General features: G+C 68.9%; 19 protein-coding genes. 9 read left to right on the top strand and 10 right to left on the bottom strand.

The window, feature by feature from the left end:
- Nucleotides 1–88: 88 nt before the first annotated feature.
- Nucleotides 89–1,531 (bottom strand): CCA tRNA nucleotidyltransferase, encoded by a 1,443-nt coding sequence (locus ACX6XY_RS11395; protein ID WP_460328861.1) that lies wholly within the window; start codon nucleotides 1,529–1,531, stop codon nucleotides 89–91.
- 160 nt (nucleotides 1,532–1,691) lie between these two features.
- Here ACX6XY_RS11395 and ACX6XY_RS11390 point away from each other — a divergent pair, with 160 nt between their 5' ends.
- The 7 genes from ACX6XY_RS11390 to trxA all read left to right on the top strand — a co-directional run bounded on the left by ACX6XY_RS11390 (nucleotide 1,692) and on the right by trxA (nucleotide 11,328).
- Nucleotides 1,692–3,995 carry a DUF6049 family protein gene (locus ACX6XY_RS11390; protein WP_460328859.1) on the top strand — a complete coding sequence of 768 codons (2,304 nt, stop codon included), beginning with the start codon at nucleotides 1,692–1,694 and terminating at the stop codon, nucleotides 3,993–3,995.
- Between the two features lie 48 nt (nucleotides 3,996–4,043).
- Nucleotides 4,044–6,203 carry a murein biosynthesis integral membrane protein MurJ gene (gene murJ / locus ACX6XY_RS11385; protein ID WP_460328857.1) on the top strand — a complete coding sequence of 720 codons (2,160 nt, stop codon included), beginning with the start codon at nucleotides 4,044–4,046 and terminating at the stop codon, nucleotides 6,201–6,203.
- Between the two features lie 130 nt (nucleotides 6,204–6,333).
- A complete protein-coding gene (locus ACX6XY_RS11380; protein ID WP_460328855.1) occupies nucleotides 6,334–8,076 on the top strand; it encodes a protein kinase family protein in 1,743 nt (580 codons plus the stop codon).
- Nucleotides 8,077–8,104: 28 nt separating this feature from the next.
- On the top strand, nucleotides 8,105–8,866 hold the full coding sequence (gene sigM, locus ACX6XY_RS11375; RefSeq protein ID WP_460328853.1) for an RNA polymerase sigma factor SigM: 762 nt from the start codon (nucleotides 8,105–8,107) through the stop codon (nucleotides 8,864–8,866).
- Nucleotides 8,863–9,876 (top strand): hypothetical protein, encoded by a 1,014-nt coding sequence (locus ACX6XY_RS11370; RefSeq protein WP_460328851.1) that lies wholly within the window; start codon nucleotides 8,863–8,865, stop codon nucleotides 9,874–9,876. Before sigM ends, ACX6XY_RS11370 begins: the two co-directional genes overlap by 4 nt.
- Nucleotides 9,877–9,983: 107 nt before the next feature.
- The gene (gene trxB, locus ACX6XY_RS11365) at nucleotides 9,984–10,946 is read left to right on the top strand and encodes a thioredoxin-disulfide reductase (protein ID WP_460328849.1); all 963 of its coding nucleotides are present in this window, start codon (nucleotides 9,984–9,986) and stop codon (nucleotides 10,944–10,946) included.
- 52 nt (nucleotides 10,947–10,998) lie between these two features.
- Nucleotides 10,999–11,328, top strand: coding sequence for a thioredoxin (gene trxA, locus ACX6XY_RS11360; RefSeq protein ID WP_460328847.1), 330 nt, complete (start codon nucleotides 10,999–11,001; stop codon nucleotides 11,326–11,328).
- Between the two features lie 117 nt (nucleotides 11,329–11,445).
- On the opposite strand, the gene ACX6XY_RS11355 is transcribed toward trxA, so the two are convergent.
- The 9 genes from ACX6XY_RS11355 to rpmH form a co-directional block, all read right to left on the bottom strand.
- Entirely contained in the window at nucleotides 11,446–12,063 is a 618-nt protein-coding gene (locus ACX6XY_RS11355; protein ID WP_460328845.1) for a GNAT family N-acetyltransferase, read from the bottom strand.
- A gap of 304 nt (nucleotides 12,064–12,367) precedes the next feature.
- Nucleotides 12,368–13,483: a ParB/RepB/Spo0J family partition protein gene (locus ACX6XY_RS11350; RefSeq protein ID WP_460328843.1), complete on the bottom strand. Its 1,116-nt coding sequence runs from the start codon at nucleotides 13,481–13,483 to the stop codon at nucleotides 12,368–12,370.
- Entirely contained in the window at nucleotides 13,480–14,556 is a 1,077-nt protein-coding gene (locus ACX6XY_RS11345) for a ParA family protein (RefSeq protein ID WP_460328875.1), read from the bottom strand. The genes ACX6XY_RS11350 and ACX6XY_RS11345 overlap by 4 nt, the downstream gene beginning before the upstream one ends.
- 279 nt (nucleotides 14,557–14,835) lie before the next feature.
- Nucleotides 14,836–15,552 (bottom strand): 16S rRNA (guanine(527)-N(7))-methyltransferase RsmG, encoded by a 717-nt coding sequence (rsmG, locus tag ACX6XY_RS11340; RefSeq protein WP_460328841.1) that lies wholly within the window; start codon nucleotides 15,550–15,552, stop codon nucleotides 14,836–14,838.
- A gap of 98 nt (nucleotides 15,553–15,650) precedes the next feature.
- The gene (locus ACX6XY_RS11335) at nucleotides 15,651–16,166 is read right to left on the bottom strand and encodes a Jag family protein (RefSeq protein ID WP_460328839.1); all 516 of its coding nucleotides are present in this window, start codon (nucleotides 16,164–16,166) and stop codon (nucleotides 15,651–15,653) included.
- A gap of 15 nt (nucleotides 16,167–16,181) precedes the next feature.
- Entirely contained in the window at nucleotides 16,182–17,501 is a 1,320-nt protein-coding gene (gene yidC / locus ACX6XY_RS11330) for a membrane protein insertase YidC (RefSeq protein ID WP_460328837.1), read from the bottom strand.
- A gap of 3 nt (nucleotides 17,502–17,504) precedes the next feature.
- Complete coding sequence (gene yidD / locus ACX6XY_RS11325; RefSeq protein WP_460328835.1) at nucleotides 17,505–17,840, bottom strand: membrane protein insertion efficiency factor YidD; 336 nt, start codon at nucleotides 17,838–17,840, stop codon at nucleotides 17,505–17,507.
- Nucleotides 17,837–18,208 (bottom strand): ribonuclease P protein component, encoded by a 372-nt coding sequence (gene rnpA, locus ACX6XY_RS11320; RefSeq protein WP_460328832.1) that lies wholly within the window; start codon nucleotides 18,206–18,208, stop codon nucleotides 17,837–17,839. The genes yidD and rnpA overlap by 4 nt, the downstream gene beginning before the upstream one ends.
- Nucleotides 18,209–18,229: 21 nt before the next feature.
- The gene (gene rpmH, locus ACX6XY_RS11315; RefSeq protein WP_003949374.1) at nucleotides 18,230–18,367 is read right to left on the bottom strand and encodes a 50S ribosomal protein L34; all 138 of its coding nucleotides are present in this window, start codon (nucleotides 18,365–18,367) and stop codon (nucleotides 18,230–18,232) included.
- Nucleotides 18,368–18,756: 389 nt separating this feature from the next.
- Here rpmH and dnaA point away from each other — a divergent pair, with 389 nt between their 5' ends.
- Both dnaA and dnaN read left to right on the top strand, forming a co-directional pair.
- On the top strand, nucleotides 18,757–20,580 hold the full coding sequence (gene dnaA, locus ACX6XY_RS11310; RefSeq protein WP_460328829.1) for a chromosomal replication initiator protein DnaA: 1,824 nt from the start codon (nucleotides 18,757–18,759) through the stop codon (nucleotides 20,578–20,580).
- 959 nt (nucleotides 20,581–21,539) lie between these two features.
- A complete protein-coding gene (gene dnaN / locus ACX6XY_RS11305; RefSeq protein ID WP_460328827.1) occupies nucleotides 21,540–22,670 on the top strand; it encodes a DNA polymerase III subunit beta in 1,131 nt (376 codons plus the stop codon).
- The last annotated feature ends 125 nt before the right edge of the window (nucleotides 22,671–22,795 follow it).

The raw sequence follows: 22,795 nt of genomic DNA, 5'->3' as shown, positions 1-22,795 counted from the left end.
GTGCGGGGGGGGGGGGGGGGGGGGGGGGGGGGGGGGGGGGGTGTTTCACCGTGCCCCCCCCCCCCCCCCCCCCCCCCCCACCCCGATATCAGGCCTGCGCCGCCCACCACTCCTTGAGTGCGGCGACCGCCGCGTCGCGCTCCATGGGGCCGTTCTCCAAGCGCAGCTCCAGCAGGAACTTGTACGCCTGACCGATCACCGGCCCCGGCCCGACCCCGAGAATCTTCATGATCTCGTTGCCGTCCAGGTCAGGGCGGATCGAGTCCAGCTCCTCCTGCTCCTTCAGTCGGGCGATGCGCTCTTCCAGCCCGTCGTAGGCGCGGGACAGCGCACCGGCCTTCCGCTTGTTGCGGGTCGTGCAGTCGGAACGGGTGAGCTTGTGCAGCCGGTCCAGCAGCGGGCCCGCGTCCCGGACATAGCGCCGTACAGCGGAGTCCGTCCACTCACCGGTCCCGTAGCCGTGGAACCGCAGGTGGAGCTCGACCAGGCGCGAGACGTCCCGCACGAGCTCGTTGGAGTACTTGAGCGCGGTCATGCGCTTCTTGGTCATCTTCGCGCCCACCACCTCGTGATGGTGGAACGAGACCCGGCCGTCCTTCTCGAAGCGCCGCGTCCTCGGCTTGCCGATGTCATGGAGCAGCGCGGCGAGCCGCAGCGTCAGGTCGGGGCCGTCCTCTTCCAGGTCGATCGCCTGCGCCAGAACGGTCAGCGAGTGCTCGTAGACGTCCTTGTGCCGGTGGTGCTCGTCGCTCTCCAGGCGCAACGCCGGAAGCTCCGGCAGCACTCGGGCGGCCAGACCAGTGTCGACAAGGAGCGCGAGGCCCTTGCGCGGGTGGGCGGAGAGGATCAGCTTGTTCAGCTCGTCACGGACCCGCTCGGCCGAGACGATGTCGATCCGCTCGGCCATCTCCTTCATGGCGGCGATCACGTCCGGAGCGGGCTCGAAGCCGAGCTGCGCGCCGAAGCGCGCGGCCCGCATCATGCGCAGTGGGTCGTCCGAGAAGGACTCCTCGGGGGTGCTGGGTGTCCGCAGGACCCCCGCCTCGAGGTCCCCGAGGCCGCCGTGCGGATCGATGAAGCGCTTCTGAGGAAGCGCGACGGCCATCGCGTTGACCGTGAAGTCCCGCCGGACGAGATCGTCCTCGATGGAGTCGCCGTAGGACACCTCGGGCTTGCGCGAGGTCCGGTCGTACGCCTCCGAGCGGTACGTCGTCACCTCGAGCAAGTAGCCGTCCTTCTGGCAGCCGACCGTGCCGAAGGCGATCCCGACCTCCCATACCGCGTCCGCCCACGGCCGGACGATCTTCAGTACGTCCTCGGGGCGGGCATCGGTGGTGAAGTCCAGGTCGTTGCCGAGTCGGCCGAGCAACGCGTCCCTGACGGAGCCGCCGACCAGGGCGAGAGAGAACCCGGCCTCCTGGAAGTGGCGGGCGAGGTCGTCGGCGACAGGGGACACGCGCAGCAGTTCGCTCACCGCTCGGCTCTGCACCTGGTTCAGGGCGCTGGGATTGTCTTCGTTGGCGTTCGGCACAACAGAAAAGGGTACGTGCCCACAGCCGCCCGAGCTTCCTCGTTTCCCGGCGGTCATGTGGCGCAGTCCGCGGCACTTCGCTCCTGCGGGGATCGTTACCATGCGAGGACGCGAAGATAGCGACCACTCACGACGACCACTGACGGCAAGGGACGAACGCGTGGCCGAGGCGCCAGACTTTCCGGGGATGGCTCCCTCGGCTGCCCGCCGACGGCTGCTGCGCTCGGCGGCACTGCTCGTCGGAGCCCCCCTGCTGGCCGCTCTGCTGCAGATTCCGGCCGAGGCCCCGGCGCACGCCGCTGGCGCCAGTGCCCAGACCGCCCATGGCACCGTCGACGTGTCCGTGGACTCGCTCAGCCCCAGCGTTCCCACCGAGGGCGACACCCTCACCATCTCCGGCCGGATCACCAACGAGGGCCAGCAGGACGTCATCGACGCCGAGGCCGCCCTGCAGGTGGGGCCGATCATGGCGGCCCGCAGCGCCATCGACCAGACCGCGAAGAACAGCGACTCCCCCCGGCAGACCACCGGCAGGAAGATCGACGGCGAGTACGTCGAGAAGATCGACAAGCTCGCCCCCGGCGTCTCGCGGAACTTCTCCCTCTCGATCCCCGTCGACGAGCTGGAACTCGGCGCCGACGGCGTCTACCAGGTCAGCGTCGCGCTCTCCGGCAGGCCCACGGGTCAGCGGTACGACCAGGTGCTGGGGATCGAGCGGACGTTCCTCCCCTGGCAGCCGGAGGCCCCGGCTGAGAAGACCAGGACGACCTACCTCTGGCCGCTCATCTCCCAGACCCACCTCACCGCGGAGACGGGTCCCGGTGAAGAGCAGGCCCCGGTCTTCGCGGACAACACGCTGGCCAAGGAGATCTCTCCCGGCGGACGGCTCGAACGGCTCCTCGCTCTGGGGCGGGACCTTCCCGTCACCTGGGTCATCGACCCGGATCTCATCGCATCCGTCGATGCGATGAGGGAGGACTACCAGGTCATCGGCCCCGACGGCACCCCGGTCGCGGGCAAGGACCAGGCCGTGGCCAAGCGGTGGCTGAACACCCTCGAAAAGGCCGTGCAGGACAAGCAGGTCGTGGCGCTGCCCTTCGCCGATCCCGATCTCGCGTCGCTGGCCCACCAGGGCAAGCGGGTCTCGGGATCGCTCAGCCATCTCAAGGACGCCACCGACGCGGCCGCGATCACCGTGGAGACGGTGCTGCACGTCGAGGCGAGCACGGACTTCGCGTGGCCCGTGGACGGCGCGATCGACCCCTCGATCATCGACGTCGCCACCTCAGCCGGTGCGCATACCGTGATCGCCCGCAGCGACAGCCTGCGGGAGACCGGCAACCTGCCGTACACGCCCACAGCCGCCCGCCCGATCGGCGGCGGTACCACGGCCGTGGTCGCCGACACCCGGCTGTCGACCGCGTTCCAGGGCGATATGACCACCGCCGAGAACTCCACGCTCGTCGTGCAGAAGTTCCTGGCCCAGAGCCAGATGATCAACCTTCAGGACCCGGAGAAGCAGCGCAGCATCGTCGTCGCCCCTCAGCGCATGCCGACCGTCAGCCAGGCCCAGTCCATGGCCAAGGCCGTACGCGCGCTTGAGGACGGCGGCTGGTCGCAGGCCGACGACCTGGTCTCGGCGGCCAAGGCCAAGCCGGACCCCCGCGCCACGACCCAGGTGCCCGCCGCCCGCTCCTACCCCTCCAAGCTGCGCAAGCAGGAGCTGCCGGAGGACGCGTTCCTCGCGGTCCAGAGCACCGGGAAGACGCTCGACAGGTTCAAGGTCATCCTCAGCAGGCCGGAGCGTGTGGTCACGCCCTTCGGCCGGGCTATCGACCGGGAGATGTCCACGTCCTGGCGCGGACGGCCCGAGCAGGGCGACGCCTATCGCGCTGGTGTACAGGATTACCTCGTCGGGCTGACCGCACAGGTGAAGCTGATCGAGAAGTCGGAGGCGAAGCTCTCCGGGCGCAGCGCGACCATCCCGGTAACGGTGCAGAACAACCTGGTGCAGGATGTCGAGCACCTGGTGCTGCGGCTCACCTCGACCAAGCCGAACCGCCTCAAGATCGGTGACAGCCCCTACGCGGAACAGCAGATCAAGGTCTCCGGGGAGCACAGCCAGTCGGTGAAGTTCACGACGACGGCTAACGCCAACGGCCCGGTGCCGGTCATCGCCCAGCTCTACACCGCGGACGGCGAGCCCTACGGCCGGGAAATCCGCTTCGATGTGAACGTCACCGAGGTGACCGCCGAGGTCATGCTGGTCATCGCGGGCGGAGTGCTGCTGCTCGTCCTCGCCGGATTCAGGATGTACACCCAGCGCAAGCGCGCGGCTGCCCGGCAGGCCGCCGAAGAGGCGGCCGGGGACGGCCCAGACGGCGGGGACGGCGGGAACACGACGCCGGACACCGCTCCGGAAAACACCGACCCGTCGGGCACGGGTGAGAGAGTGGACCGTTGAGCGACGACTTGGCCGGTGGGCCGTGGGACCCGATGAGGTGGGGTAAGCATGAACGCGCCGTACGACGGTGACCGCGGCCAGGGCGCGACCCGCGGCGACCCGGCGGGGCAGCAGGTACCGCCGCAGCAGCCGACCCCGGATATGTACCTCCAGGACGCCTACGACCAGGATCCGTACCGCGCCCAGGACCTCACCGCCCAGGACCCGGTGACCGAGGCCCTCTACGACCGCGCCGCGCACCCACCGCCGCCTCCTGGCGCCTACGGGGAGCCCCAGCCGGCCTACGGCCAGCCGCCCGCGCCGCCGCACGCGCCCGACCCACGGCTGTGGGCCCAGACCCCGCCGCCCGAGCCCGACGGCCCGTCCCGCCATCTGCCGTACGGCGACGACGCCCGCACCACCCAGTTCGTCGGCGTGGACGACCTGGTCACCCAGGCCAGCGAGGAGCGCCACGAGCCGGACGCGTTCGCGCACCTCTTCCGGGACCAGCAGGGCAACGGCACTCGCCCGCCCAGCGAGCCTCCGGCCGTGCCCGCGCCGTCCCCGCCACCGCCGCCGCCCGCCCCGAAGCGTTCGGGCGGCCGCGCCTCCAGCCTGCTGAAGTCCAGTGCGGTGATGGCGGCGGGCACCATGGTCTCCCGCGTCACCGGCTTCATCCGCTCGGCGTTGATCGTCGCGGCGCTCGGCCTCGGTCTCCTCGGCGACAGCTTCCAGATCGCCTACACGCTGCCGACGATGATCTACATCCTGACCGTCGGCGGCGGGCTGAACTCGGTCTTCGTTCCGCAGCTCGTCCGTGCCATGAAAGAGGACAGCGACGGCGGCCAGGCCTACGCCAACCGGCTGCTGACGGTGGTCATGGTGGTGCTCGGCGCGATCACGGTGGCGGGAATGTTCGCCGCGCCGCTGTTCGTCCGCATGCTGTCCATGCCGGTCGCGAACAACCCGGCGGCCAACGAGGTCGCGATCACGTTCATCCGCTACTTCCTGCCGTCGATCTTCTTCATGGGCGTCCATGTGGTGATGGGGCAGATCCTGAACGCCCGCGGGTCGTTCGGCCCGATGATGTGGACCCCTGTCCTCAACAACATCGTCATCATCTTCACCCTCGGCACCTTCCTCTGGGTGTACGGCACCTACGAGACCACGCAGATGACCGCCGAGACCATGCCGCCGGAGGCCGAACGGCTGCTCGGCGTCGGCGTCCTGCTCGGCATCGTCGTGCAGGGCCTGGCGATGATCCCCTACCTGCGGGAGTCCGGGTTCACGATCCGGCTGCGCTTCGACTGGCGGGGCCACGGCCTCGGCAAGGCGGCGAAGCTCGCCAAGTGGACCGTGCTCTTCGTCCTCGCCAACCAGGCGGGCGTCCTCTTCGTCACCCAGCTCTCCACCGCCGCGGTCGTGGACTCGAACGTCAAGGGCACCGGCTACGCCGCCTACGCCAACGCCCAGCTCATCTGGATGCTGCCGCAGGCCATCATCACCGTGTCGCTGATGGCCGCCCTGCTGCCCCGGCTGTCCCGCTCGGCGCACGACGGCGACACGGGAGCGGTCCGCGACGACATCTCCCAGGGGCTGCGCAACACGGCCGTCGCCATCGTCCCGATCTCCTTCGGGTTCATCGCGCTCGGCGTCCCGATGTGCACCCTGATCTTCGGCGGCTCGGGCGCCGACAGCGCCACCAACATGGGCTACATGCTGATGGCCTTCAGCCTCGGCCTGATCCCGTACTCCGTGCAGTACGTCGTCCTCCGCGCCTTCTACGCGTACGAGGACACCCGCACCCCCTTCTACAACACGGTCATCGTCGCCGCCGTGAACGCCGCCGCCGCCGTGGCCTGCTACTACCTGCTCCCGGCCCGCTGGGCCGTGGCCGGGATGGCCGCGTGCTACGGCCTCGCCTACGCGATCGGCGTGGGCGTCGCCTGGCGGCGGCTGAGCAGGCGGCTGGACGGCAGCCTGGACGGCGCACACGTCCTGCGCACCTACGCCCGGCTCGCCATCGCCTCGCTCCCCGCCGCACTCCTCAGCGGTGGCGTCGCGTACGCGATCACCCAGGGGCTCGGCCAGGGAGTGCTGGGCTCGCTCACCGCTCTGGTCATCGGAGGGATCGTGCTGCTCGGCGTCTTCTTCGTCGCCGCGCGGCGGATGCGGATCGAGGAGATGAACGCCTTGGTCGGTATGGTCCGCGGACGTCTCGGCCGCTGAACGACGCGGCGATCCGGCCGAGTCAGCGCAACCATCACCGGCCTCCGCGTGTCGTGCATACCGGCAGAGTGTGGGCACAATTGGCTTTGGCGTCGTACAGAGCGCAACGGATGGGGAGGCAGGAACGACGGTGGCGGAACGGAGCACGGCTGCCGTCGACGTGGCAGCAGGGAGCAATGGTGAGTCACTGACCGCCAAGGCGGACCAGCCCACGGCCGACGGGGCGCCCCAGAGCCGGGAAACGGCGACGGGCCAAGGGGACCAGCAGTCCGACGACGGTACGGAGAAGAGCAGGCCACACGCCCAGCCGCCCGAACTGCACAGCGGCCACAAACTCGCCAGACGCTACCGGCTCGAGGAGTGCGTCACCCGGCTGGACGGATTCAGCAGCTGGCGCGCCGTGGACGAGAAGCTCCGCCGGGCCGTGGGCGTCCATCTCCTGCCCGCCGACCACCCGCGCGCCCGCTCGGTGCTCGCCGCCGCCCGCTCCTCCGCCCTGCTCGGCGATCCTCGCTTCGTCCAGGTCCTCGACGCCGTCGAGGAGAACGACCTGGTCTATGTGGTGCACGAGTGGCTGCCCGACGCCACGGAACTGACGGCCGTGCTCGCCTCGGGCCCGCTCGAGCCGCATGACGCGTATCAGCTCGTCAGCCAGGTGTCGCAGGCCATGGCGGCCGCGCACCGTGAGGGTCTGGCCCATCTGCGGCTCACCCCCAGCGCCGTACTGCGCACCTCGTCCGGGCAGTACCGCATCCGCGGCCTGGCCGTGAACGCCGCCCTGCGCGGCATCAGCTCCGACACCCCGCAGCGCGCCGACACCGAGGCGATCGGCGCACTGCTGTACGCCTCGCTGACCCAGCGTTGGCCATATCAGGACGACGCGTACGGCATGACCGGGCTCCCCAAGGACATCGGTCTGATCGCCCCCGACCAGGTACGCGCGGGGGTTCACCGCGGGCTGTCCGAGCTCACCATGCGCGCGCTGGTCAACGACGGCGCCACGGCCTCCCGGCAGGAACCTCCGTGCACCACTCCGGAGGAGCTGGCCAGGGCCGTCGGGGAGCTGCCCCGGATCCGCCGCCCGGAGCCCGCGTTCACGGCGCCGCCCGAGTACCAGCACACCACATACCAGCAGGGGACCTACCGACGTCAGCCGGTGCCCCCTGAGGTGACCCAGCCGGTGCCGCCCGTCCCGCTCCAGGGCCGTACCGGCAAGGCGCTCAAGTGGGCCGTGTCCGCCCTGCTGATCGTGGCGCTCGGCCTGGGCAGCTGGCAGCTGGCCGATGCCCTCATGGACCGCGACAAGCCCAGCGACGACCCCGGCACCAGCACCCCGCCGAACAAGGGCGACGAGGGCACGGAAGGCGACGGCAAGTCCGACAACGGAGGCAAGGGCGACACCCCGCAGCCGCTCGCCATCAAGACCGCCCAGGAGTACGCACCGGACGGCCCCGCCCAGAACGCCGCCAACGTCGACAAGACCTACGACGACAGCGCCGACACCTTTTGGCGCACCAAGAGCTTCCTGGAAGGCCCGAAGCTCGCGCCCTACAAGGCGGGCGTCGGCATCGTCTACGACCTTGGCTCCGAACAGGACGTCTCGGCCGCGTCGATAGCGCTGCGCTACGGCGGCGACCGCACCACGGTCTCGCTCTACGCCGCGGACTCGCTGTCGCCGCCCTCGTCGGTGGCGTCGATGCGGCAGATCGGGACCGTCACGACCTCCGCCACGACGGCGGACATCACGGCCGAGGAAGCGGTCGCCACACGCTATGTCGTGGTCTGGCTGACCGAGGTGCCGCTGTCCCCCAAGGATCAGTTCAGCAGTGCGGGGTACAAGCAGGCCATCACGGACGTGACGTTCAAGGGCTGATCGGCTCACCGGGGGAGGGCGCGCGACGGTGGACCACGCCGGACACGACGGGAGAAGCGACCAGGATCTCCTGGCAGACCATGTCGCCGGGGCCCCGGACGCCTTCAGCGAGCTGGTACGGCGCCACCGGGACCGGCTGTGGGCGGTGGCCCTGCGCACGCTGGGGGACCGGGAAGAGGCCGCGGACGCGGTGCAGGACGCGCTTGTCTCCGCGTACCGGGCCGCCCACACTTTCCGCGGGCAGTCCGCCGTCACCACCTGGCTGCACCGGATCACCGTCAACGCCTGCCTCGACCGGGCCCGCAAGGCCGCCTCTCGGAAGACCTCGCCAGTCGACGACCCGGAGCGGCTTGAGCAGCTCCTGGAGCCGCATGAGTCGGCGTCCGCTCCGGCCGAGCGTCACGACCTGCATCGGGAGCTGATCGAGGCGCTGAGTACCCTGCCAGCCGATCAGCGGGCCGCCCTCGTTCTGGTGGACATGCAGGGCTATCCCGTGGCCGAGGCCGCCCGTGTGCTCGATGTCCCCACCGGAACCGTGAAGAGCCGCTGTGCTCGCGGCAGAGCCCGGCTGCTGCCGCTCCTGCGCCACCTGCGTCCGGACAGTAACGAGGGCAAACCAGACCGTAGTGAGAACAACCAGGGCGGTGCGGGCGTAAGCGGATCAGGCACGGGAAGGAACCGGACGCAGGGGACATCCGTCCCACCTGCAGCGGGCCCGCGTGATACCGGGCCACAAGACACCGGACCAGGCGATTCAACTGCCGTGAAAGACGGAGGTGGGCGAGCGTGACAGCCACGCCCGACGCGGCCGAGCACCCCGAGGTATCGGAAATCTCCGACCTCACCGAGGATCTGCTCTCCCCCTCCCGTGCCGTCGATGTGCGGCATCATCTCGACGGCTGCGCGCTGTGTGCCGATGTCCACAGTTCACTGGAGGAGATCCGTGGCCTACTCGGTACGCTTCCCGGTCCGCCGCGGATGCCCGCCGAGATCGCCGGTCGTATCGACGCCGCCCTGGCCGCAGAGGCGTTGCTGGACGCCACAGCGCCACAGGCCGCGGCCCCTCAGTCCGCGACACCAGCGGCCCCGTCCCCGGATTCCGCACACGCCGTCGAGCGGACCGCGGGCGGTGTTTCACGTGAAACAGCACCCGTGCCGCCCCTTCCGGCCTCGGCCACCGCGGCGTCAGACGACGGCCCACCGAACCGCCCCGCAGGACACCCCCGAGCCGCCACCGGCCCCGGTCGCCCGAGCCCTGGGCCGCGCCGACGCCGCCGCGGTGCGGCCGTCGCTGTGCTGGGAGCGGCCGCCACGGTGGCGGCCGTGGGACTGGGCGCACTGCTGATCCAGTCGGGCGGCGGCAGCGACACACGGGACGGCGCTGGCGCCCAGAAAGCGAAGCAGGAGGAGTCGGCAGCGGACGCGGACACGTTCTCCGGCGACGGTCTGGACGATCAGGTGGCGGCTCTGCTCGCCAAGGGTGTCGATGAGAAGGTGGACTCCACACCCTCCACCGCGTTCGGCCCCGACACTGAATCCCATCCCCGCACTCCGCACTCGCCCCTGCTCACGTCCGAGCCCGAGGTACCGGAGTGTGTCCGGCGCGGTATCGACCGGGCGGCACCTCCCCTCGCCGCCGAGCTGGGCACCTACCAGGGCACCAGGGCCTATCTCGTCGTGCTGCCGCACACGTCCGACGGCTCACGTGTCTCGGCCTATGTCGTGGACGCTTCCTGTGCCGATCAGGGCTCCTCGGGCACGGGTGATGTCCTGCTGACCCGCTCCTACCCTCGCCGCTGACCAGTCCGGGAATGCACGCCCCGTAGTATCCGTTGGGTGGGGTGAGAGTCCTGAGACGGGGCTCCTCCCGAGGCAGTAGGCAGTCCGCAGAGACGAGGAATCAACCCGTGAGCGACGTCCGTAACGTGATCATCATCGGCTCCGGGCCGGCCGGCTACACGGCGGCGCTGTACACCGCGCGCGCGTCGCTGAAGCCGCTGGTGTTCGAGGGTGCGGTGACCGCCGGCGGTGCGCTGATGAACACCACCGACGTGGAGAACTTCCCCGGCTTCCAGGATGGCGTGATGGGCCCCGAGCTCATGGACAACATGCGCGCCCAGGCCGAGCGTTTCGGCGCCGAGCTGGTCCCCGATGATGTGATCTCGGTCGACCTCTCCGGTGACATCAAGACGGTCACCGACACCGCGGGCACGGTGCACCGCGCCAAGTCCGTGATCGTCACCACCGGGTCCCAGCACCGCAAGCTCGGTCTGCCCAACGAGGACGCCCTGTCCGGACGCGGTGTCTCCTGGTGCGCGACCTGCGACGGGTTCTTCTTCAAGGACCAGGACATCGCCGTGGTCGGCGGCGGTGACACAGCGATGGAGGAGGCCACCTTCCTCTCCCGCTTCGCCAAGTCCGTGACGATCGTGCACCGTCGGGACAGCCTGCGCGCCTCCCAGGCAATGCAGGACCGCGCCTTCGCCGACCCGAAGATCAAGTTCGTCTGGGACAGCGAGGTCGCCGAGATCCACGGCGAGCAGAAGCTCACGGGTCTGACCCTCCGCAACACCAAGACGAGCGAGACCTCCGAACTGGCGGTCACCGGCCTGTTCATCGCCGTGGGACACGACCCGCGTACGGAGCTCTTCAAGGGCCAGCTCGAACTGGACGACGAGGGCTACCTCCAGGTCGACGCGCCTTCGACCCGGACGAACCTCACCGGGGTCTTCGGCGCCGGTGACGTCGTGGACCACACCTATCGGCAGGCCATCACCGCGGCAGGCACCGGCTGCTCCGCCGCCTTGGACGCCGAGCGCTTCCTCGCCGCCCTGACCGACGGCGAGACCGCCGCCGCGGCCACGGCCTGACTGCCCCCGTCTCCCCCTCTCTGATCCCCGTTTAGTTCTGAAGGAGAAAACCATGGCCGGTGCCACGATCACTGTGACGGACGCCAACTTCGACGAGCTGGTCCTCAAGAGCGACAAGCCTGTGCTCGTTGACTTCTGGGCCGCCTGGTGCGGGCCGTGCCGCCAGATCGCCCCCTCGCTGGAGGCGATCGCGGCCGAGCACGACGAGATCGTCGTCGCCAAGCTCAACATCGACGAGAATCCGGGCATCGCTGCCAAGTACGGCGTGATGTCGATCCCGACGCTGAACGTGTACCAGGGTGGCGAGGTCGCCAAGACCATCGTGGGTGCCAAGCCGAAGGCCGCGATCGTCAAGGAACTCGACGGCTTCGTCGCCAAGTAAGCGCACCACAAGCTCCACAGCGCGCGGATGCGCGAGCACTGTTTCACGTGAAACGGGCCCGCTCCCCTCAGGGGGGATCGGGCCCGTTCTCGTATGTGCCCTTGGCCGTCCCGCCCACTAGAGCGGCCGCGGCACCGGCTCCTTCTGTACCGCTCCCAGCAGCCGGTCGATCGCCAACTCGACGTCCTCCTTCCAGGAGAGCGCCGTACGCAACTCAAGCCGGAGCCGCGGATAGACCGGATGCGGGCGGACCGTCTTGAAGCCCACCGCCAGCAGGTGGTCGGCGGGCAGCACACACGCCGGTTCTTTCCAGCGGGCGTTCCCGAAGGCCTCCATCGCCTTGAAGCCTCTCCGGAGCAGATCCTTCGCGACGGTCTGCACGATCACGCGCCCCAGCCCCTGTCCCTGATACTCCGGGTCGATCCATGCCGTCATCAGGTGCACCGCGTCCGGAGCGATCGGACTGGTGGGGAAGGCCAGGGAGCGGGGCACATAGGCCGGGGGCGCGTACAGCACATAGCCGACCGGGATCCCGTCGACATAGACGACGCGGCCGCACGATCCCCAGTCCAGCAGCACCCCGGAGATCCAGGCTTCCTTTTCCAGTTCCGGGGTGCCCGCCCCTATCGCCGCCTGTCCGCTGACCGGATCGAGTTCCCAGAAGACGCACGCACGGCAGCGCTGGGGGAGGTCCGGGAGATTGTCCAGCGTGAGCGGTACGAGCCGACGCCCCATGTAGGCGGTTCCTCACTTCCTTCGCCCGCCGCACCACGGGCGGCGGCCAGAGCGCCCCGTTCCCTGATCAGGCTGCCGACGAACCCGCCGACTGCCCCCAGCCCCAGACCCGCGGTCACCAACCCGGTGCGGCTCACCGATCGCATGACCCCCGCCTCCCTCACATGAGGTGTTGTCAGGTGGATGCGCCATACCCGAACGCATCGTATCCATCCTGCGATTCCCTCGATACCGCCAAAAAGCAAAGAGCGGGCTGTTTTCCGGCATACACCGGACACAGCCCGCTCTCCCCGCCGCTTGCGGCTCAGTTCTCCTGGTCCGCGGCGTCCGTTGTGTCTCCGGTGTCCCCGGCGAGGCCCTGTTCCAGGACCGGCCCCTCACCCGGCGCCAGGCTGTCCAGGATGCGTTCCAGGTCATCCATCGAGGCGAACTCGACGACGATCTTCCCCTTCTTCTGTCCCAGATCGACCTTCACCCGCGTCTCGAAGCGATCCGAGAGACGCGAGGCCAGATCCGTCAGGGCAGGAGAGACCCGCGCGCCCGCGCGAGGACCCTTACTCTTCGGCGGACTCCCCGGACGCGACCCCATCAGGGTCACGATCTCCTCGACGGCCCGCACCGACAGCCCTTCGGCGACGATGCGGTGCGCCAGGCGCTCCTGCTCCTCCGAGTCCTCCACCGAAAGCAGAGCCCGCGCATGACCGGCGGAAAGCACCCCAGCGGCAACCCGACGCTGAACCGCCGGGGACAGCTTGAGCAGCCGCAGGGTGTTGGAGACCTGCGGGCGGGAACGGCCGATCCGGTCCGCCAGCTGATCGTGGGTGCAGTTGAAGTCCTTCAGCAACTGGTCGTAGGCCGCGGCCTCTTCCAGAGGGTTCAGCTGAGCGCGGTGCAGGTTTTCCAGCAGCGCGTCCAGGAGGAGTTTCTCGTCCTCGGTGGCCCGCACGATCGCGGGGATACGCTCCAGGCCCGCTTCCCGGCACGCACGCCAACGGCGCTCGCCCATGATGAGCTCATACCGGGAGGCCTCCACCTGCCGTACGACGACCGGCTGGAGCAGTCCCACCTCCTTGATGGAGACGACAAGCTCGGCCAGCGCGTCCTCGTCAAAGACGGCACGCGGCTGCTGCGGGTTGGGAGTGATCAGGTCCAGAGGCAGCTCGGCGAAGTGCGCCCCGTCAGGGCTCTTCAGCTCGTCGACCGCTACGGCGGCCTCCCCTGTCGGCTCATCCGTTTCACGTGAAACGGTGCCCGCTCCCAGATTGGCCACCTTCGCGGCCGCTACTCCCCGCTCGCCGGTGAGAACCGGCACGGCACCCGGGGAAGTCGTAGCACCCCCCACGGTGGTCTGGTCTCCGGTCGGGGCAGCGGGGATCAGCGCACCGAGTCCGCGCCCCAGCCCTCTACGTCGCTCGCTCACTGCATGCCCTCCGCCATGTTCCGCTGATCGTTCTGGGTCACCGCCGGGGCATGCTGCGCCTCATAGCGCACACCGACACCGCGCAGCGCCATCTCACGCGCCGCCTCGAAGTACGAGAGCGCACCGCTCGATCCGGGATCGTAGGTCAGTACGGTCTGCCCATAGCTGGGAGCCTCGGAGATGCGCACCGAGCGGGGAATGCTCGTCCGCAGGACCTCGTCGCCGAAGTGGCTCCGCACCTCGTCCGCCACCTGTGAGGCCAGCCGGGTCCGGCCGTCGTACATGGTGAGCAGGATGGTCGACACATGCAGGGCCGGATTGAGGTGACCGCGCACCAGGTCGACATTGCGCAGCAGCTGCCCCAGGCCTTCGAGCGCGTAGTACTCACACTGGATGGGGATGAGCACCTCGGCGCCCGCGACCAGCGCGTTGACAGTAAGCAGCCCCAGCGAGGGCGGGCAGTCGATCAGGACATAGTCCAGCGGCTGCTCATAGGCCTGGAGGGCACGCTGCAGCCTGCTCTCCCGCGCTACCAGAGACACCAGCTCAATCTCCGCACCGGCGAGATCGATGGTGGCGGGCGCGCAGAAGAGCCCCTCGACATCGGGGACCGGCTGGACGACCTCGGCGAGCGGCTTGCTCTCTACCAGGACGTCATAGATCGAAGGGACTTCGGCGTGATGATCGATCCCCAGCGCCGTGGAAGCGTTGCCCTGGGGGTCGAGGTCGACCACCAGGACGCGCGCACCGTGCAAGGCCAGAGAGGCGGCCAGGTTGACCGTGGTGGTGGTCTTGCCGACCCCGCCCTTCTGGTTGGCGACCACCATGATCCGGGTCTGTTCGGGTCGCGGCAGCCCCTCGCCCGTACGGCCTAGGGCGTCCACCGCAAGTTGGGCCGCGCGACCGATAGGGGTGTCATCCATCGGGGTCGATGTTTCACGTGAAACATCTTCTCCCGCCGATTCGGTACGGGGACCGGGGACCGGATCGGTCATCGGCCCCGCGATGTTGGCGTCGGACCGCACGGGTTCACCCTCCTCGACTTCAGGCTCACAATGAACAGAGCCTCCCATGTCTTCGGGGTCGTGAACCAGCGAGGCCCGGTCTTCTGTGGACGAATCCGCCTCTGTGGACAACTCTGTCCCCCTCACGGGGGATGTGCGATCACGCGGAGCCGCTGCGCGTCCGCGACTGATGATCCCTTGCAGCAGTGAGCGACGTTTCACGTGAAACACGATGCATAGCCGTCATGGCTGGAACGCTCCGACACTCCGCGTGCGTAGGTCGGACAGCTTGTGTGGCCTACGGCTAGGGCCTGTCCGGCGGAACAGGCCCCAGGCCAGCGGGACGGATCAGCGGCGTCGACGGGCCCGTCCCGCTCGGGCGGCCTTGGCGCGCTTGGCCGCGAACCGCACGCCGCCGGGGCTCTCCCCGACCTCGACGCGCACCACGGTCGAGAGCGGGTCCACCACTCCCTCGCCGACATGCAGGACAGAGGTTTCCACGGCGCCCAGCTTGTGCAGCGCGGCAGTGGCCGCCTTGACCTCTTCCTCGGCCGTATCTCCCTTGAGCGCCAGCATCTCCCCGTACGGGCGCAGCAGCGGCACCCCCCATCCCGCGAGCCGGTCCAGCGGAGCCACAGCCCGCGCGGTGACCACATGGACGGGTGTCAGCGTGCCCAAGACCTCCTCAGCACGGCCGCGCACCACCGTCACGTGGTCCAGGCCGAGCAGTTCGACCACTTCAGTGAGGAAGGTGGTGCGCCTCAGCAGCGGCTCCAGAAGGGTGATCTTCAGGTCTGGCCGTACTAGTGCCAGCGGAATGCCGGGCAGCCCGGCGCCGGAGCCGACATCGCACACCGTCACGCCCTCGGGCACGACCTCGGAGAGCACCGCGCAGTTCAACAGATGCCGCTCCCACAGCCGAGGGACCTCGCGGGGGCCGATCAGGCCGCGCTTGACTCCCGCGTCGGCCAGCAGCTCCGCGTACCGGACCGCGTCCGCGAAGCGTTCGCCGAATACCGCTCGGGCCTGTTCCGGCGCCGAGGGAAGCTCTACTGCCTCCGTCACGGGGACCGTCCTTCCATACCGCACTCAGTGCTGCCTATCAGGCTGACAAAGACCGGCCCCGCCTGCGCACAGACGGGGCCGGGAAGAGTACCTGTCGTTCAGGCGGGGAGCACGACGACGAAGCGCTGCGGCTCCTCGCCTTCGGACTCGCTGCGCAGGCCCGCGCTCTTGATCGCGTCATGCACGACCTTGCGCTCGAAGGGCGTCATCGGCTGGAGCTTCATCGGCTCACCGGAGCTCTTGACCTCGGCTGCGGCCTTGGCGCCCAGTTCGGAGAGTTCCTGGCGCTTCTTGGCACGGTAACCGGCGATGTCCAGCATCAGTCGGCTGCGGTCGCCGGTCTCCCGGTGCACCGCGAGCCGTGTGAGCTCCTGAAGCGCCTCGAGCACCTCGCCATCGCGACCGACCAGCTTCTGCAGATCACGACTGCCCGAGTCGCTGATGATCGAGACAGCTGCCCGGTCGGCCTCGACATCCATGTCGATGTCGCCGTCCAGGTCGGCGATGTCCAGCAGACCCTCAAGGTAGTCCGCCGCGATCTCACCCTCCTGCTCAAGGCTGGTCAGGGTGTCGCCGGCCTCGGCGGCGGCCGAGGGGGTGGTGCCTTCCTTCACGGGATGGACTCCTTCTTACTTCTTGGACGGGTGCTTGGGCCGCTGCTGGCCCTTGCGCTGTCCGGACTTGGCTTGGCGTGCGGAGCCGGAGGCGGACTTGCCGCCCGTGGACTTGCCGCTGGCAGGCTTGTCCTGCTGCTCAGCGTCCGGCGAGGCGCCTTCCGGCTTCTCCTTCTCCAGGGAAGTCTTCTCCGCCCCGCTCTTGTCAGCGGACTGAGAGGACTGCGCCCCGGACTGGGCACCGCCGCCGGAGTGGCGCCGGGCCTTGCTCTGGCGCTTGGGCTGCTGGCGCTTGGGAGCACCTCCGGCCGAGCCGTCGCCCGCGTCCTCGGTCTCGGGCGCCTCGCCCTTCGCCACCGAGCCGTCGGTCTGGGCCACGAGCCCCGCCTTGGTCAGGGTGGTGATGAACTTCCGCTCGTTGTCGTTGCGGTCGCGGCCCTTGGCGACGATCGCCTTCACGTTGTTGCGCTGGCCGCGGGTCAGCCTGCCGCCCTCGTGCCGTACGAGCTTGGCGCCCAGCCGCTCCAGGAACGCGCCCTGCGCCTTGCTGCCCGGAGTGGGGTTCTGGCGGATGACGTACATCTGCTGACCCATGGTCCAGACGTTCGTGGTCAGCCAGTAGACGAGGACACCGACGGGGAAGTTGATGCCGAAGACGGCGAAGATGACCGGGAAGACGTACATCAGCATCTTCTGCTGCTGCATGAACGGCGTCTTCACGGTGGTGTCGACGTTCTTCGTCATCAGCTGGCGCTGCGTGTAGAACTGCGACAGCGACATCAGGATGATCATGACCGCGGTGACGACGCGGACATCGGTCAGCGAGGAGCCGAGAGCTTCGAGCTTGTCCGCGCTGTCCGTGAACTTCGCGGCCAGCGGGGCGCCGAAGATATGTGCCTTACGGGCGCTCTCCAGGAGCGGCCCGTCGATGGAGCCGATCTCCTTGCCCGTGGCGATGCTGTTCAGCACGTGGTACAGGGCGAAGAAGAACGGTGACTGCGCCAGGATCGGAAGGCACGAGGAGAGCGGGTTGGTGCCCGTCTCCTTGTACAGCTTCATCATCTCTTCGGACTGGCGCTGCTTGTCGTTCTTGTAGCGCTCCTGGATCTTCTTCATCTCGGGCTGCAGCGTCTGCATGCCCCGTGTCGCCTTGATCTGCTTCACGAAGAGCGGGATCAGGCAGATCCGGATCAGGATCACCAGCGAGACGATGGACAGTCCCCAGGCCCAGCCCGTATCCGGGCCGAAGATCGCGCCGTACAGCTTGTGGAACTGGACGATGATCCAGGAGACAGGTGTGGTGATAAAAGCGAAGAGACTGGCAATCGTGTCCACTAATCAGGCTCCTTGAGCATGGGGCGAGGTCTCGGCGGCCGGGCTGGACTGCTTGTCCTCAGCAGCGGAGGGCCCGCCCTTGTTGCGCCAGGCGTCGCGCAGCATTTCGTGCCACCGCGGACGCTTGCGCGGCGGTACGTGATCGACACCGCCGTGCGACCACGGGTTGCACCGCAGAATGCGCCAGGCGGTGAGCGCCGTCCCCTTGATCGCACCATGCCGGTCGATGGCCTGGAAGCCGTAGTGGGAACACGACGGGTAGTACTTGCACACCGGCCCCAGCAAGGGGCTGACGGTCCACTGGTACAGCTTGATCAGAGCCAGCAGCGGGTACTTCATCGCGCGCCCCCTCCCAGCAGCCGCCGCAGGGCGGCGTCCAGGTCTCGGGCCAGCTGTGCATGGTCAGCGCCGCCCGCACCGGGCAGCGCTCGTACGACTACCAGGCTACCGGGGGGCAGCAGGGCCAGCCGCTCTCGCATCAAGTGACGCAGTCTGCGCTTCACCGTGTTGCGTACGACCGCTACGCCGACGGCCTTGCTCACGACGAAACCCGCACGCGTCGGGGGAACGCTCTCCCCAGGCGCGTGCGGGTCCGTTTCACCGCTGCGTAGATGGACCACGAGGAGCGGGCGGCCTGCCCGGCGTCCTCGTCGTACCGCGGTCGCGAAGTCTTCGCGCCGCCTCAGCCGGTTCTCGGTAGGCAGCACGACGTCATGACCTGTTTACGGTCAGGCAGACAGGCGGGCGCGACCCTTGCCACGGCGGGACGCCAGGATGGCGCGGCCGGCACGGGTGCGCATGCGCAGCCGGAAGCCGTGGGTCTTCGCGCGACGACGGTTGTTCGGCTGGAAGGTGCGCTTGCTCACTCGGGGGCTCCAGAAATGATGTGTGTGGTGGCGGGACATCGTCTGGCTGTCACCGTGCGCCCACGAGTAGCTCGCAACGCCCGAGTGCACCGCTTCCAGATCGTGTGATCCATGCCCATCGGAGGCAGGCGGCAGCAGCCATCGACAACTCGACCTGGTCACGGTACGCGCCGCTACGCCATCCGGTCAAACCGACCTGAGCCGAGGAGACACTGTGCACAGCCTGTGGACAACAACTTGAACCGCGGCGGTCGCCCTGACTACCGTGGCCGAACTCCGATTCGTTACCTTCCCGCCCCTTCCGCGGCGTCATCCGACTTCCCGTCGCGCCCCGTCCCGACCCGTCCCGAGAACCACACCTTCGTGGGACCCATGAGAGAGCGTGCCCTGTGGCTGACGTACCTGCCGATCTTGCCGCAGTGTGGCCACGAGTGCTGGAACAACTCCTCGGTGAGGGGCGCGGCCAGGGGGTCGAGGCGAAGGACGAGCACTGGATCAGGCGCTGCCAGCCGCTGGCCCTGGTCGCCGACACCGCGCTGCTCGCCGTGCCGAACGAATTCGCCAAGGGTGTTCTGGAGGGGCGTCTCGCGCCGATCGTCAGCGACACCCTGAGCCGGGAGTGCGGCCGCCCGATCCGGATCGCCATCACCGTCGACGACTCCGCGGCCGAGCCCTCGATGCCCTCGACGCCCGCTCCGCAGTCCCCTGAGCCGTACCAGGACCAGCAGCCGTACGAGGAGGCCGAGCCCCCGCAACGGGAGCAGCTCCCGACCGCGCGCCCGGCCTACCCCGACTACCAGCGCCCGGAGCCCGGTGCCTGGCCCCGTCCGGCGGAGGGCGAGTACGGCTGGCAGCAGCAGCGGCTCGGCTTCCCCGAACGCGACCCGTACGCGTCCCCCGCTCCACAGCCGTCGCACGAGTACCGGCAGCAGCAGTCGGAGCACCCGCAGTACGAACAGTCCCCGTACGAGCAGCCGGAGCGCCCCCCGTACGAGCAGCGCACCGAGCACCGGGAGCACCGGGAGCACCGGGAACGCCCGGAGCCCCCAGCGGGCCACGGCGCCTATGGCGCGCACACCAGCGGCCCCGGCGGCCCCGGCAGCCCCGCGCTGCCCGCCGCCAGCGGCGCACCGAGCCCGCTGGCCGCGCAGCCCGCGCCCGCGACAGGACCCGGCGAGCCGACCGCCCGCCTGAACCCCAAGTACCTCTTCGACACGTTCGTCATCGGTGCGTCGAACCGCTTCGCGCACGCCGCGGCGGTCGCGGTCGCCGAAGCGCCCGCGAAGGCATACAACCCGCTGTTCATCTACGGCGAGTCGGGCCTCGGCAAGACCCACTTGCTGCACGCGATCGGGCACTACGCGCGCAGCCTCTATCCGGGCACGCGGGTGCGCTATGTGAGCTCCGAGGAGTTCACCAACGAGTTCATCAACTCCATCCGCGACGGCAAGGGCGACAGCTTCCGCAAGCGCTACCGCGAGATGGACATCCTGCTCGTCGACGACATCCAGTTCCTGGCGGACAAGGAGTCGACGCAGGAGGAGTTCTTCCACACCTTCAACACGCTGCACAACGCGAACAAGCAGATCGTGCTGTCGTCGGACCGGCCGCCCAAGCAGCTGGTGACGCTGGAGGACCGGCTGCGGAACCGCTTCGAGTGGGGCCTGATCACCGACGTCCAGCCGCCCGAGCTGGAGACCCGGATCGCGATCCTCCGGAAGAAGGCGGTGCAGGAGCAGCTCAACGCGCCCCCGGAGGTACTGGAGTTCATCGCCTCCCGGATCTCGCGCAACATCCGTGAGCTCGAGGGCGCGCTGATCCGGGTCACGGCCTTCGCGTCGCTCAACCGGCAGCCGGTGGACCTGGGGTTGACCGAGATCGTCCTCAAGGACCTGATTCCGGGGGGCGAGGACGCGGCCCCGGAGATCACCGCGCCCGCCATCATGGCCGCGACGGCCGACTACTTCGGACTCACCGTGGACGACCTGTGCGGATCCTCGCGCAGCCGGGTGCTCGTGACGGCCCGACAGATCGCGATGTACCTCTGCCGGGAGCTCACGGACCTCTCCCTGCCCAAGATCGGCGCGCAGTTCGGCGGCCGCGACCATACGACGGTGATGCACGCCGACCGCAAGATCCGCGCGCTGATGGCCGAGCGGCGCTCCATCTACAACCAGGTCACCGAGCTCACCAACCGCATCAAGAACGGCTGACGGAGCACCACCGACAGAGGCCGGCCGCACGCACCCGCCGCACCCGCTGTACCCGCTGTACGCACCCGAAGGCGCCCCCGGTCCCCTCCGCGGGGCGCCTTTCGCGCGCCCGCGGCCCTCGCGGCGTTCTCGTACGGGACGACACGGCCCGCTGACGGCGCGCGCACTGTTCGAATACGCCCTGGTCACATCCCGTTTTCCACAGATCTGTGACCAACTCGCCGTCCACACCCTGGGGACTGGGAAGTTGTCCAGACTGTGTCCACAGGAGACCCTGAGGATCAACCATCAACCCAGCTCAAGGGGTTGTGGATTAGTGGATAACCGTTGTCCACAGATTGTGGACAACGGGCGGGCCCGCAAAGCGCTCATCGAGTTGTCCACCGGCCGCCCACAGGCTGAGGCCGGTTGTCCCCAGCTTTACCCTGCTTCTCCACATCGCCGTCCACTGTTCGGCAACGCAACGCGCCCACTCACCGAGTCGAGTGAAAGGCGTCACACCAAGATGCCCGGTTGGCCTGTGGGGAACCTGGGTAAAGCTGGGGACAGACCTGGGGAGAACTCCCCCTGCCCTGTGCACGGCCTGTGCACAACTTTCCCGTGTCCACAGACGACCGGAGTTATCCACCGTCTCCGCCCACAGGCACGGTGGATAAAAAACGTGCTCTGACCTGCGGATACGGAGTTATCCACGGTTTCCACAGGCCCTACTACTACCCCTACACAGAGAGAGCAGGGGATTCGTTCAGAAGACGGGGCTGTGCATAACTCGCGGTGCGTTGCCATCGGACCGACCGACCCGACTTGACCCCGAGCCGCACCGAGTGTCAGTGCCGTACGTCAGACTGGTCTCCGACGTTCTCCCCACCCTGGGGAGCAACCAAGCCCGAAGACGAAGAGCGAAGAGCTCGACAGCGCGAGCAGGGCGAGCAGTCAGCAACAGCAGGAGGCGGCGTACGGTGAAGATCCGGGTGGAGCGCGATGTACTCGCGGAGGCAGTGGCCTGGGCGGCCCGCAGCCTTCCGGCACGCCCGCCGGCGCCGGTCCTGGCGGGCCTGCTGCTGAAGGCGGAGGACGGCGCACTGAGCCTGTCCGGTTTCGACTACGAGGTGTCGGCGAGGGTCTCCGTGGAGGCCGAGGTCGAGGAGGACGGCAGCGTGCTGGTCTCCGGCCGTCTGCTCGCGGACATCTGCCGCGCCCTCCCCAACCGTCCGGTGGAGATTTCCACAGACGGTGTACGGGCGACGGTGGTCTGTGGATCGTCGCGGTTCACGCTGCACACCCTGCCGGTGGAGGAGTACCCGGCCCTGCCGCAGATGCCGACCGCGACCGGCACCGTCCCCGGCGAGGTCTTCGCCGCCGCCGCCGAGCAGGTGGCCATCGCGGCCGGACGCGACGACACCCTGCCGGTGCTCACCGGTGTCCGGGTCGAGATCGAGGGCGACACCGTCACGCTGGCCTCCACCGACCGCTATCGCTTCGCGGTCCGCGAGTTCCTGTGGAAGCCCGAGGTGCCGGACGTCTCCGCGGTCGCCCTGGTGCCCGCGAAGACCCTCCAGGACACGGCCAAGTCGCTGACCAGCGGCGACAGCGTGACGATCGCGCTGTCCAGCTCGGGTGCGGGCGAGGGTCTGATCGGCTTCGAGGGAGCCGGGCGGCGTACCACCACGCGGCTGCTCGAAGGCGACCTGCCGAAGTACCGCACGCTCTTCCCGACCGAGTTCAACTCGGTGGCCGTGATCGAGCGCGCGCCGTTTGAAGAGGCGGTCAAGCGCGTGGCCCTGGTGGCCGAGCGGAACACCCCGGTCCGGCTGAGCTTCGAGCAGGGCGTGCTGATCCTGGAGGCCGGTTCCAGCGACGACGCACAGGCTGTGGAAAGGGTCGACGCCCAGCTGGAGGGCGACGACATCTCGATCGCCTTCAACCCGACGTTCCTGCTGGACGGACTCAAGGCGATCGACTCGCCGGTCGCGCAGCTCTCCTTCACGACCTCCACCAAGCCCGCGCTGCTCAGCGGCAAGCCCGCCGTGGACGCCGAGGCGGACGACGCGTACAAGTACCTGATCATGCCGGTCCGGCTCAGCGGCTGAGGAACCCGCGGAACCCGCCGAACCCGCCGAACGCGCGGCGGGGCGCACGGGGGAGGTACACAGGCCGCTGTCCGGGTCCCGGCGTAGGCTCGGGCCCTGGGTACGACCACCCCCTGAGGGTCAGG

This window comes from Streptomyces sp. O3 (assembly GCF_054788135.1).
Note: the sequence above shows the minus strand (reverse complement) of the source record. Positions and strands in the feature narration are given on the sequence as shown.